10 protein-coding genes are annotated in these 12,456 nt (G+C 64.5%); all 10 read left to right on the top strand.

The features are described from left to right. Positions 1-8 precede the first annotated feature (8 nt). Genes ACHFB9_RS12205 through ACHFB9_RS12160 form a run of 10 tightly spaced genes read left to right on the top strand, consistent with a single transcriptional unit; the run spans position 9 to position 12,416 of the window. Complete coding sequence (locus tag ACHFB9_RS12205) at positions 9-911, top strand: XrtA-associated tyrosine autokinase (RefSeq protein WP_417067460.1); 903 nt, start codon at positions 9-11, stop codon at positions 909-911. Then, complete coding sequence (locus tag ACHFB9_RS12200) at positions 865-2,421, top strand: TIGR03016 family PEP-CTERM system-associated outer membrane protein (RefSeq protein ID WP_417067459.1); 1,557 nt, start codon at positions 865-867, stop codon at positions 2,419-2,421. Before ACHFB9_RS12205 ends, ACHFB9_RS12200 begins: the two co-directional genes overlap by 47 nt. A gap of 9 nt (positions 2,422-2,430) precedes the next feature. Further along, positions 2,431-3,486, top strand: a complete 1,056-nt coding sequence (locus tag ACHFB9_RS12195) for an XrtA/PEP-CTERM system-associated ATPase (RefSeq protein ID WP_417067458.1) — start codon at positions 2,431-2,433, stop codon at positions 3,484-3,486. Next, positions 3,476-4,642: a non-hydrolyzing UDP-N-acetylglucosamine 2-epimerase gene (gene wecB / locus ACHFB9_RS12190; RefSeq protein WP_417067457.1), complete on the top strand. Its 1,167-nt coding sequence runs from the start codon at positions 3,476-3,478 to the stop codon at positions 4,640-4,642. The genes ACHFB9_RS12195 and wecB overlap by 11 nt, the downstream gene beginning before the upstream one ends. Further along, on the top strand, positions 4,639-5,478 hold the full coding sequence (locus tag ACHFB9_RS12185) for an XrtA system polysaccharide deacetylase (RefSeq protein WP_417067456.1): 840 nt from the start codon (positions 4,639-4,641) through the stop codon (positions 5,476-5,478). The genes wecB and ACHFB9_RS12185 overlap by 4 nt, the downstream gene beginning before the upstream one ends. A 1-nt stretch (position 5,479) precedes the next feature. Next, positions 5,480-6,529: a FemAB family XrtA/PEP-CTERM system-associated protein gene (locus ACHFB9_RS12180; protein ID WP_417067455.1), complete on the top strand. Its 1,050-nt coding sequence runs from the start codon at positions 5,480-5,482 to the stop codon at positions 6,527-6,529. 3 nt (positions 6,530-6,532) lie between these two features. Next, positions 6,533-7,744, top strand: coding sequence for a TIGR03087 family PEP-CTERM/XrtA system glycosyltransferase (locus ACHFB9_RS12175; RefSeq protein WP_417067453.1), 1,212 nt, complete (start codon positions 6,533-6,535; stop codon positions 7,742-7,744). Continuing rightward, positions 7,741-9,285, top strand: a complete 1,545-nt coding sequence (gene xrtA, locus ACHFB9_RS12170; protein ID WP_417067451.1) for an exosortase A — start codon at positions 7,741-7,743, stop codon at positions 9,283-9,285. Before ACHFB9_RS12175 ends, xrtA begins: the two co-directional genes overlap by 4 nt. Further along, on the top strand, positions 9,282-10,442 hold the full coding sequence (locus tag ACHFB9_RS12165; protein ID WP_417067450.1) for a TIGR03088 family PEP-CTERM/XrtA system glycosyltransferase: 1,161 nt from the start codon (positions 9,282-9,284) through the stop codon (positions 10,440-10,442). The genes xrtA and ACHFB9_RS12165 overlap by 4 nt, the downstream gene beginning before the upstream one ends. A gap of 24 nt (positions 10,443-10,466) precedes the next feature. Continuing rightward, entirely contained in the window at positions 10,467-12,416 is a 1,950-nt protein-coding gene (locus tag ACHFB9_RS12160; protein ID WP_417067448.1) for an XrtA/PEP-CTERM system amidotransferase, read from the top strand. Positions 12,417-12,456 lie beyond the last annotated feature (40 nt).

Raw genomic sequence — 12,456 nt, 5'->3', positions numbered from 1 at the left:
GAACCAGCATGAGCCTTATTGAAAAAGCGGTACAGAGACTGGATCAGCTCAAACAGGCTGGCGTTCTGACTGCGGAGGAGGGGGCTGCGACGGTGGCGCCCGAAGCTCCGGCGCCGATCGCCAAGCCCAGCGAAGTGCCCGCTGCCCGCGCCCGTTTCGATGTCGAGATCGATCTCGCCCGGCTCGCCGCGAAGGGGCTGGTCTCTCCCGAGGAACCGAATAGCCAGATCGCCGAGCAGTACCGGATCATCAAACGCCCGCTGCTGCGCAATGCCGAAGGGCGGGGCGCGGTGCCGATCCGCAACGGCAACCTGATCATGGTGACTTCTTCGGCCCCCGGAGAAGGGAAGAGCTTCTCGGCGATCAACCTGGCGGTGTCGATCGCGATGGAACTCGACCATACGGTTCTGCTGGTCGATGCCGACATCTCCAAGCCTTCGGTTCTGAACACGCTGGGCCTGCCTCCGAGCCGGGGGCTGATGGACCTGTTGTTGGGGCAGGAGAATTCGCTGGGTGATGTGCTGCTGCGCACGAACATCGACAAGCTGTCGATCCTTCCCGCGGGAGCCCGACATCAGCGTTCGACCGAGTTCCTTTCCAGCGAGGGGATGAACCGCCTGCTCGACGAGATTGCCAGCCGTTACGCGGATCGTATCGTGATCTTCGATTCCCCTCCGCTGCTGGTGACGACCGAAGCGCGGGCGCTGGCCACGCACATGGGGCAGCTCGTCATGGTTGTCGAGGCTGAGCGGACGACGCGTTCAATGCTCAAGCAGGCATTGGCGACGGTCGACAACTGTCCGGTCAAGCTGATGCTGCTCAACAAGGTGCGCCACCCTGGCCGCACCGGACACTATGGCGTGTATGGATATGGCTACGGATATGGTCAGCGCGGCACTGAATCTGCCTAGGCTTCTTTCGTGGGCTCTCGCCGGGGGGGCGATGGGGCTGATCCTGCAACCCGGCTTCGCCCTTGCCGAGCCCGGGGATCGCTCGTGGATCGTGGAGCCCGACCTGAACGTCGGTCTGACCTGGTCGGACAACGCTTCTCTGGCGTCGGGCTCACGGCAGAGCGACACCACTCTGAATGTGGATCCCGGACTGTCGCTGAGCGGACGTTCGGGAGGGGCTGAGGCGGCGCTGAAGCTGCGTCTGAACAATGTGATCTACGCGCGGCAGACGGATCTGAACCGAACAAGTCTGTATGGCAATGGCACGGGCAGCTTCGATCTGTATGAGCGTCGCCTGATGCTCGACGCCTCGGCGAGTTCGAGCCGGGAGCGCTTGTCAATTTTCGGAACGCCTGCGGCCACCGGATACGATTCGGGCGGCCAGGCGAATTTCCAGACCTACTCGCTGAGTCCTTACTGGCGGGTACAGGGCAGCGGTTTCAATGGAGAGGCGCGCTATCGGGCTTCCTGGGCGGATGCCGACTCGAGCACATATCAGCAGTCCCTGCGCCACGATGCTTCGCTGTCCCTGGGCTCGACAACGGTCAAGCCCGTGGGGTGGTCATTGAGCGGCCTGTATTCGCTGACCGACTATCGCGATACGAACGACATCCGCACCGCTTCGCTGCGCGCGACCGGCTTCCATGCGCTCGACCCGCTGCTGATCGCTCGCCTGATCGGTGGTTACGAGCACAACGACTACAGCGATTCCGCGTCCCGCAACGCGCTGATCTATGGCGGGGGGCTCGAATGGACGCCCTCGCCGCGCACCCGCATGACCGGGCAGATCGAGAAGCGCTTCTTCGGCAGTGGCTACAACGTCGATTTCGACTGGCGGGGGCCGCTCAGCGGCGTGAACATGCATCTGTCGCGCGATGTCAGCACCAGTTCGCAGACCCTGGGGGTCGGCGAACTGCTCAGCCTCTATCTGGCTCAATATGCGGCGCTGGCGAGCCAGATTCCGGATCCGGTCGAGCGAGCCAGGAGGGTTGAACGGGACTGGGCGGCACGCGGTCTGCCGGCGCTCGGGCAGGGGGTCAGCTATATCTCGAGCGCCTATTACGTCGAGCGCAGAGCACAGCTGACCGGCTCCCTCACCGGGGCTCGGCACAGCCTGAGCCTGAGCACTTACTACTCGCAACGCAACCGGCTCCTCGACCCGGCCCTGATGTCCGCCAGCGATGATCTCTCCGCCTATCAGCGAACCCGGGAATGGGGCGTTTCGCTGTACGCGAGCCACTCGCTGAGTCCGCGAACGCAGCTGAACCTGAGCGGAACGCTGAGCCGATCCCAGGGCGAAGGCGATGCGTCGACAGGCGCCTCGACCCGGCGGCGATCCGTTCAGGCCGGCACGACCGGCACGCTGGGACCCCATTCATCGGGAGCGGTTCTCTATCGATATTCTTCCAGCAGCGGGGTCAGCGAGTACCGTGAGAATGCGGTGGTCGCGAATCTCGGCCTGCATTTCTGAGCGCCCGCCATGTACGAAGCCTATTACGGATTCAGTTCCAAGCCTTTTCAGCTCAATCCCGATCCGACTTTCTTCTATGGCAGCCGTGGTCACCGACGGGCGATGGCTTATCTGGAATACGGCCTGCATCAGAGTGAAGGCTTCATCGTCATCACCGGCGATGTCGGTGCCGGCAAGACGACCCTGGTCAGGAGCCTGTTGCAGAAGCTCGATCCGGGACGGGTCATCGCGGCCCACTTGGTCAGCACCCAGATCGATGCCGATGACATCCTGCGGCTCGTCGCGGCCGCCTTCGGTCTGCCGGCGAGGAATGTCGACAAGGCCGATCTGCTGCTCCAGCTCGAGGCTTTCCTGGTCAAGCTGACCGCGACGGGCAAACGCGGACTGCTGATCGTCGATGAGGCCCAGAACCTGAGCCCGGCCGCGGTCGAAGAGCTCAGGATGCTGTCGAATTTCCAGCTTGAGGATCACGCGCTGCTGCAGAGTTTCCTGATCGGTCAGCCCGAGTTTCGCGCGACGATGCAGAGCGACCACATGCTGCAGTTGAGGCAGAGGGTGATCGCGTCCTATCACCTCGGGCCTATGGATGCGATCGAGACGCGTGCCTATATCGAGCACAGGCTGGGCTGCGTCGGCTGGAAGGGCGACCCGGCCATCACCGCTTCCGCTTTCGAAGCGATCTTCAAGGAAACGAAGGGCATTCCGCGGCGGATCAACACCTTGTGTGACCGGCTTCTGCTCGCCAGTTTCCTCGGTGACCGACACGAGCTGGGCACGTCCCAGGTCGAGGAGGTCGGCCGCGAGATGCGCGAGGAGCAGGGCACGCGCAACCCGAGCGGAATCGAGGCTCCCGGGCTGCGCCTGCTTCCCGCGCTGTCGGCGCTCGCCTCGGACCCCGAGGCCTTGCGCCGCCTCTCCGACCTCGGTGCGGGCTTTCAGGCATCGAGGCTGGAGGCGAGGATAGAGCGGCTTGAGCAGACTCTGGGCGCGTTGCTGGGGCTCGCAGCCCAGGCCGCAGTTTCGGTCGAGCCATCCTCTGGGGAGGTGAGTGGCGATGTCCGTTGAAAAGAGAGCGCTCAGTGGTCCAGTGGTCTGCGTGGTCGGCGCGCGGCCGAATTACATGAAGATGGCGCCGATCGTGCGCGCCTTCTCCTCGCATCGTCAGCCGCTTCCCTTCCTGCTCGTCCACACGGGCCAGCACTACGATCATGCGATGAATGCGAAACTCTTCGCAGATCTCGATTTGCCCAGGCCTTCGATCAATCTGGAGGTCGGTTCGGCGAGCCATGCGGTGCAGACTGCCGAGATCATGAAGCGCTTCGAACCCGTGCTCGACGCCCATCATGCGCGGGCCGTGCTGGTCGTCGGCGACGTGAACTCGACGATCGCCTGCGCCCTGGTTGCAACGAAGAAGAACGTCCCGGTGATCCACGTCGAAGCGGGGCTGCGCAGCCGCGACCGGGCGATGCCCGAGGAGATCAACCGGATATTGACCGACCAGATGGCCGATCTGCTCTATACGACCGAGCGTTCGGCTGCGGAAAATCTGGCCAGCGAAGGAATCGCACCGGAACGTATCGCTTTCGTTGGCAACGTGATGATCGACTCCCTGCGCGCGAATCTGGCCAAGGCTGTTCCGGTGGCGACGACGCTCGCCGCTGCCGGCTTCACCGACGGAGTTCCGGGCGGCAAGGGGCGCTATGGAGTCGTCACGCTGCACCGGCCGTCCAACGTCGACGACCCCGAGATCCTCGCCGATCTGGTCGGAACTCTGGTCGAGGCGAGCCGCCGGCTGCCTCTTCTGTTTCCGATTCATCCGCGCACCCGGGCCAAGCTCGAAGAGCTGGGCCTGCTCGATACGCTGTGCGCGGCGGCCATCTTCCTTCTTCCTCCTCAGGGCTATCTCGAAATGCTGGGTCTGATGGCCGGCGCCGCGGTCGTGCTGACCGATTCGGGCGGTATCCAGGAGGAGACGACGGCGCTGGGCGTGGCTTGCCTGACCCTGCGTGAGAACACCGAACGGCCGATCACGGTCGAGCAGGGATCCAACCTTCTGGTTGGGCGCGACCGCCAGACCATACTCGGCGCGCTCTATGCGAGTCTGGCGAATGGCGGAAAATCCGGGCGTGTTCCTGAACTGTGGGACGGCCAGGCGGCCGAACGGATCGCCGATCATCTTGCCCGCTGGCTCTCGGCGCGCGAGGTCGGGGTGGCGCAATGACGGAAGTGCTTTGCAACGCGCTGACGATAGACGTCGAGGACTATTTCCAGGTTTCGGCGCTGGCGCCGCATTTCCCGCGCGCGAGCTGGGATCAGGTGCCGTGCCGGATCGAGGCGAACGTCGACCGCGTTCTCGCGCTGCTGCATGAACACGGCGCGAAGGCGACCTTCTTCACTCTGGGCTGGATTGCCGAGCGCTATCCGAAACTGGTCAGGCTGATCGTCATGGAAGGCCATGAGCTGGCCAGTCACGGTTATGCGCACGAACGCGCCAGCGTCCAGACGCCGGACGCTTTTTGCGCCGACGTGACGCTTGCGAAGGCGGTGCTCGAAGACATCGCGGGCGTCGCGGTCAAAGGCTATCGGGCACCGAGTTTTTCGATCGGCAGCAGCAATCCCTGGGCGCACGACGAGCTTCTGGAGGCCGGTTACGCCTACAGCTCCAGCGTCTACCCGATCGTCCACGATCACTACGGAATGCCCGATGCGCCGCGCTTCGCCTGGCGCCTGCCCAATGGTCTGATCGAGATTCCGGTGAGCACGGTGCGTCGCTTCGGCCGCAACTGGCCAGCCGGAGGCGGAGGCTACTTCCGCTTGCTGCCCTATCGCGTTTCTCATTGGGCGATCGAGAGCGTCAACCGCCGGGATCAGCGCTCCGCGATTTTCTATTTCCATCCCTGGGAGATCGACCCCGATCAGCCCAGGGTCAAGGGGGCCTCTGCGAAGAGCCGTTTTCGCCATTACCTGAACCTGAACAGGATGGAGAGACGGCTGCGCTGTCTGCTCGGCGATTTCCGCTGGGGCAGGGTCGACGAAACTTTTCTTTCCGGGTTCTGACATGGCTCTGGTTGCGCAATCGCCGCTCGTCATCCGCTCGCTCGATGCTGCGAACCGGTCTCGCTGGGATGCCTTCGTGCGCGCCTGTCCCGAGGCGACTTTCTTTCACCTGTCTGCGTGGCAGACGCTGATCGAGCGCGAACAAGGCCATCGCTGCTATTTTCTGTACGCCGAGCGAGCCGGTGAGATCGTCGCGGTGCTGCCGCTCGCCGAAGTCAAAAGCCTGCTCTTCGGACACTCGATGGCCTCGCTGCCTTTCTGCGTGTATGGCGGAATCGCTGCCAGCGATCCCGAGGCGGTGCCGCTGCTCGAAGCCGAAGCCGAGCGCCTTGCCAGAGAGTGCGGCGTTGCGCATCTGGAATACCGTAATATTTCGCCGCGCCACGCCGACTGGCCTGGCCAGCCGCTCTATGTGACTTTCCGCAAGACGATAGAAGCGGACGAGCAGGCCAATCTCGCGGCGATTCCGCGCAAGCAGCGCGCGATGGTGCGCAAGGGGATCAAGGCGGGACTCCTTGCGCGGCAGGACGACGATGTCTCGCGTTTCTTCCCGGTCTATGCCGACAACGTGCGGCGGCACGGCACGCCGGCGCTCGCCAGGCGCTGGTTCGAAGCGCTGCGCCAGGCTTTCGGCAACGACTGTGAAGTGCTGACGGTTGAAGATGCCTCGGGCCGGCCGCTCTCTTCGGTGCTGAGCTTCTTCTTCCGCGACGAGATCCTGCCCTATTACGCCGGCGATCTGCCCGCCGCGCGGGAGCTCGCCGCGAACGATTTCAAGTACTGGTCGCTGATGAAGAGGGCCCAAGAGCGGGGCTGCACGGTGTTCGACTACGGGCGCAGCAAGCTCGGAACCGGGCCTTATGCCTTCAAGAAGAACTGGGGCTTCGAGCCGACCCCGCTCGCTTACGAATACCGGCTGTTCGCGCGCGACAGCGTGCCGCAGAACAACCCGAACAACCCGAAGTTCCGGGCCTTGATCGAGGTCTGGCGCCGTCTGCCCCTGCCCCTGGTCAATCGGGTGGGGCCCTTGATCGTTCGCAATCTGGGTTGAAGGATGACGCGTCCCGCTCTGCTCTACCTCACTCACCGGATCCCCTATCCGCCGAACAAGGGCGACAAGCTGCGCTCCTTCAACCTGCTGCGCCATCTCGCGCGCACCCATGCGGTTCATCTGGGCTGTTTCGTTGACGATCCCGCCGACCTCGCGCGCGTGCCCGAACTCGACGAGTGGTGCGAGCAGAGCTGTTGCGTGCCGCTGTCGCCGCGTTGGCGCCGCCTCGCATCGCTCTCGGGGCTCGCGCGCAACGAAGCCCTGACCCTGTCCTATTACCGCAGCCGGGAGATGGCGGCCTGGGTCGCGCGGACGGTGCAGACTTACCAACCCGCCCAGGCGGTCGTGTTCTCGTCGGCGATGGCGCAGTATCTGGCGCCCCATCCCGAACTCCTGAGTGTCGTCGACTTCTGCGATGTCGATTCGGCCAAATGGGCCGAATATGCGAACGCGCACCGCGGGCCGCTGTCCTGGATCTACCGGCGCGAGGCCAGACGTTTGCTCGCCTACGAGACGAGCGTTGCACGTCGCGTCGGCGCGGTCTCTTTCGTCTCCGAAGCGGAGGCCGATCTGTTCCGCGCCCTCTCTCCCGAGGCCGCGGCCAAGGCTTTCGCGGTCGACAATGGCGTCGATGCGGATTACTTCACCAGCGATCCGGACAGCCCGTCGCCTTTCCCGGAAGGGGAGATCCACCTCGTCTTCACCGGTGCGATGGACTATTGGCCCAACGTCGATGCGGTGCGCTGGTTCGTTCGCGAAGTCTGGCCCTACCTTGCCGCGTCGATTCCCGAGTTGCGCTTCACGATCGTCGGGATGAATCCGACGCACGAGGTCCGGGCGCTGCAGGACGACCCGCGCATCCAGGTGACCGGGAAGGTTGCCGATGTGCGTCCCTATCTGCGTCATGCCGAAGTCGTCGTTGCGCCCTTGAGGATTGCGCGCGGGGTTCAGAACAAGGTGCTCGAAGCGATGGCCTGCGCCAAGCCTGTCGTCGCATCGGCCGCGGCCGCGCTCGGCATCGATGCCGCCGATGGTGAACATTTCGTGATCGCGCGCGAGGCCGCGGATTTTGTCACCGCGATCCGCCAGCTGCTCGCCTACCCTGAACACGCTCGTTTGCTCGGGCGCGCGGCGCGAAGCCGGGTGCTGGAGCGCTTCAGCTGGGAGGCCAATCTCTCCCGGATCGATTTCCTGCTTGAAAGGCCTGATGCATGACCGAAGCCCTGGCTCTGACTCCTGTTTCGGGCGGTGCAGCTTTTCGCCGTATCGCTGGTCTGGGGCTGGCAGCCGCGCTTGTGGTGCTGTTTGTCTTCCACGAAACGGCGCTGGAACTGGCGCAGATATGGTGGCGCTCGGAGACCTTTGCACACGGTCTTGTCGTCGTGCCGATCTCGTGCTGGCTGATTTGGAACAAACGGCAGCGACTGGCGGGCGAAGTGCTCAGGCCCAGTTTCATGGCCTTGATCCCGTTAGGGCTGGGGGGCTTTGGATGGCTGATCGGCTCGGCGGCCAGCGTCGCGGCGCTGGAGCACTTTTCGCTGATCGCGATGCTGATCTCGGCGCTGTGGGCCGTATGGGGTAACTCGATAGCGCGCCTCCTTGCCTTCCCTTTGGGTTTCCTGTTCTTCGGCGTGCCTTTCGGGGAATTCCTGATTCCGGTCATGATGAAGTACACGGCCGACTTTACGGTTGCGGCGCTGCGCCTCTCCGGCATTCCGGTCTACCGGGAAGGGCTGCAGTTCGTGATCCCCAGCGGCAGCTGGTCGGTCGTTGAAGCCTGCAGCGGCATCCGCTATCTGATCGCCTCGACGATGGTCGGCGTGCTCTTCGCGTATCTGAACTACCGTAGCCTGTTGCGCCGGGCTCTCTTCGTGCTCGCCGCGCTGCTCGTACCGCTCGTCGCGAACTGGTTGCGCGCCTACCTGATCGTGATGCTGGGCCACCTGTCCGGCAACCGCATTGCAACCGGAGTCGATCACCTGATCTACGGTTGGCTCTTCTTCGGCATCGTGATCCTGGCCCTGTTCTGGGTCGGCTCGTGGTGGCGCGAAGAAGGTGAAGAGATGCGGCCTGGCGGCGAAGTCCGGGCGAACGTATCCGGGACGGGCCCGGCGCGTGTCTGGATCATGCTCGCCGCAGTGCTCGCGCTCGGCGCCCTCTGTCATCCCGCTCTCGCCTGGCTGATGGACGTGCCGGGGGATTCGTCGCGGCGGATCGAAGCACCCCGGCCCGCCCCCGGCTGGAGCCGCGAAGACGCTTTCGCGGTCGCGGGCTTTTTGCCTCACTACGTCGGTGATCGCTCGCGAAGTCTCGCGACCTACCGCTCCGGTGCTCGGGCCGTCTCGCTGCTGATCGTCCATTACGCGCACCAGAGTCCTGGCCACGAGCTCGTGCAGTGGGACAACCGCTTGCTCTTTCGCGAAGACAAGTTCTGGAGCGAAATCGAGGCCGGTCGCGACGCTATCGTGCCCGCCATAGCGGCCAGGCGAAGCCTTCTGCGCGGGGCGACGGGAAAGAGCCTTGCCGTCTGGAGCTGGTACTGGCTCGATGGCCGGCAGACCGCGGATGAATTCTCGGCCAAGCTCGCGCTGGCCGCCGACCGCCTCGCCCGTCGGCGCGACGATTCGGATGCGCTGGTCGTCTGGACCGAGACCGGGGAGAACCCGGAAGAGGCGAGGGCTGCGGTCCAGGCTTTTCTCGCGGCCCACAAGGATGCGATCCGCGTCAGCCTGCTTGGGGATCCGCCACGGCGATGAGCGATCAACGTCCGCTGATCGCCCACGTCGTCTACAGCTTCCGGGTGGGGGGGCTGGAGAACGGCATCGTCAATCTGATCAACCGGCTGCCGCGCGAGCGTTTCCGCCATGCGGTGATCGCGCTGACCGACATTGATGCCGGGTTTCGCTCCCGGATCACGCGCGGCGACGTCGAATTTGTCGAACTTCACAAGGCTCCGGGGCCCGGAGTGCTGCTCTTTCCCAGGCTCGCCGGCGTACTGCGCGCGCTGCGCCCGGCCCTCGTGCACACCCGCAACCTCGCCGCGCTCGAAATGAGCCTGCCGGCCTGGTTTGCCCGCGTTCCGGTGCGTCTGCACGGCGAGCACGGCAGGGACGTCGACGATCCCGATGGTCGGGCGCGCAAACCGCGGCGTATACGGCGTCTCTACCGCCCGTTTGTGACGCATTACATTGCGTTGTCGGTGGAGCTGTCGAATTATCTGACACAGGCTGTCGGGATTTCTGCCCAGCGGGTCGACTTGATCTGCAACGGCGTCGACAGCGAGCGTTTCCGTCCCGCTTGGGGCGCGCGCGAAGCCTTGCCGGGTTCGCCTTTCAACGATCCGGCGCTGTGCGTGATCGGAACGGTGGGGCGCTTGCAGGCGGTCAAGGATCAAGCGGGTTTGGTGCGCGCGTTTGCGCGCGTCAGGCGAAGCGGTGCTTTTCCTGCCCTGAGGCTGGTTCTGGTCGGAGAGGGAGCGATGCGCACTGAGATCGAAGAGACGATTCGCGAGGAGGGCGTCGGAGATGCGGTCTGGCTCGCTGGCGAGCGCGCGGATGTCCCGCAGGTGATGCGCGGCTTCGATCTCTTCGCTCTGCCGTCCCTCGCCGAAGGCATTTCGAACACGGTTCTCGAGGCGATGGCTTGCGGTCTGCCAGTCGTCGCGACCGCGGTCGGCGGCAATCCCGAGCTGGTCGAGGACGGCGTCAGCGGAGCGCTCGTGCCGGCCTCCGACACGCAAGCGCTCGCGAGCGCTCTGGCCGGCTATGCCTCAGCTCCGGAGCTCAGACGCGAACAGGGCAGAGCGGGGCGGCGACGCATCGAAGCGGGCTTCAGCCTCGCCGCGATGGTCGATCGCTATGAGGCTCTCTATGTCCGGGAACTTCGGCGCGCTCATGTCGCGCTCCCGGTTTGAATCGAGCGAGAGAAGGAATTGGCCATGTGCGGTATCGCTGGCGTGTTCGACCTCAAGGGCAGGCGGGAAGTCAGTCGCGAGCTGCTCGAACGCATGGCCTATGTCCAGCGTCACCGGGGACCCGATGAGACCGGCTCGCACTTCGAGCCTGGCCTCGCTCTGGCCCACCGCAGGTTGTCGGTGATCGATCTGGAGACCGGGCAGCAGCCGCTGTTCAATGAGGATGGCTCGGTCGTCGTCGTCTTCAACGGCGAGATCTACAATTTCCGTGCGCTGATCGCCGAGCTGCAGGCGGCGGGCCATGTCTTCCACTCCCGCAGCGACACCGAAGTGATCGTCCACGGCTGGGAAGAGTGGGGCGAGGATTGCGTCAGCCATTTTCGGGGCATGTTCGCGTTCGCGCTGTGGGATCGCGGCAAGCAGACTTTCTTCCTCGCCCGCGACCGGCTCGGGGTCAAGCCGCTCTTCTATGCGCGGCTCGAAGACGACACCGTGATCTTCGGCTCCGAACTCAAGGCCTTGCTGGCCCATCCGGGTTTTCGGCGCGAGATCGATCCCGAGTGCGTCGAGGACTATTTCGCGCTGGGTTATGTCCCCGAGCCGAGGACGATCTTCAAGGGGGCGAAGAAGCTCTCGCCCGGCCACACTCTGTGCCTGCGCCGTGGCCAGAGCGCCCCCGAACCGGTTCAGTACTGGGATGTCCATTTCACGCTCGACAATCCGATCAGCTTCGAGGATGCCTGCGGCGAACTGATCACGCGGCTGCGCGAAGCGGTGCGCTTGCGGATGGTTGCCGATGTGCCGTTGGGCGCCTTCCTGTCGGGGGGCGTCGACTCGGGCGCCGTCGTGGCCGCGATGGCGCATCTGTCTCCCGATCCGGTCAATACCTGTTCGATCGGCTTCGACGACCCGACCTTCAACGAGTCGGCCTATGCGGCCAGGGTGGCCCAGCGTTACCGGACCCGCCACTACTCCGGACTGGTCGCGTGCGATGATTTCAGCCTGATCGACGAGCTGGCCTGGCTCTACGATGAACCCTATGCCGACAGCTCGGCGATCCCGACCTATCGGGTCAGCCAGCTCGCCCGCCGCCATGTGACCGTGGCCCTGTCCGGCGATGGCGGCGACGAGAGCCTTGCTGGTTACCGGCGCCATCGCCTGCACCGCAACGAGGAGAGGATGCGCGCGCTGCTGCCGCTGGGCCTGCGCCAACCGCTGTTTGGCCTGCTCGGCCGGATCTATCCGAAAGCGGACTGGGCGCCCCAGAGTCTGCGCGCAAAGACCACTTTCGAAGCTCTGGCCCGCGATTCGGTCGACGCCTATCTGCACTCGGTATCGGTGATGCGCGCCGAGCAGCGCCGGCAGCTGTTTTCAAACAGTTTTCGCACGGGCCTGGCCGGCTATACGGCGGCCGAGGTTTTTCACCGTCATGCCGCGCAGGCCGGCACCGACGATCCGCTGGCGCTGATCCAGTATCTGGATCTGAAGACCTATCTGGTCGGCGACATCAACACCAAGGTCGACCGCGCCGCGATGGCGCATTCGCTCGAAGTGCGCGCTCCGCTGATGGATCAGGAACTCGTGCAGTGGTTCGCCAGCCTGCCTTCGCACTTCAAGTTGCGTGGTGCGGAAGGCAAGTTCCTGTTCAAGCGTTCGCTCGAACCCTATCTGTCCCGGGAAACCCTCTACCGTCCCAAGATGGGTTTCGCCGTGCCCCTGGCGCGCTGGTTCCGTGGTCCGCTCCAGGATCGGGTCAGGCAGGCGCTGCTCGGCGAACGCCTCGCCGATACCGGCTGGTTCAACCCCCGCTATCTGCGCCATATGGTCGATGACCATCAGTCCGGAATCAAGGATTACAGCGCGTCGATCTGGTCCGTGCTGATGTTCGAAGCCTTCCTGCGCAATCTGGAGGGCGGAAAGATCGAGAGGCTTGCGGAAGAAGCTCCGATGCAGGGCGAAGTCCTTCCTTGCTGAGGCACGGGTTCGCTTCTGACGGTTTGCTGGCGGAGGAGTT

Origin of the sequence: Niveibacterium terrae, assembly GCF_048213115.1 — a bacterium.
GTDB lineage: Bacteria > Pseudomonadota > Gammaproteobacteria > Burkholderiales > Rhodocyclaceae > Niveibacterium > Niveibacterium terrae.
Note: the sequence above shows the minus strand (reverse complement) of the source record. Positions and strands in the feature narration are given on the sequence as shown.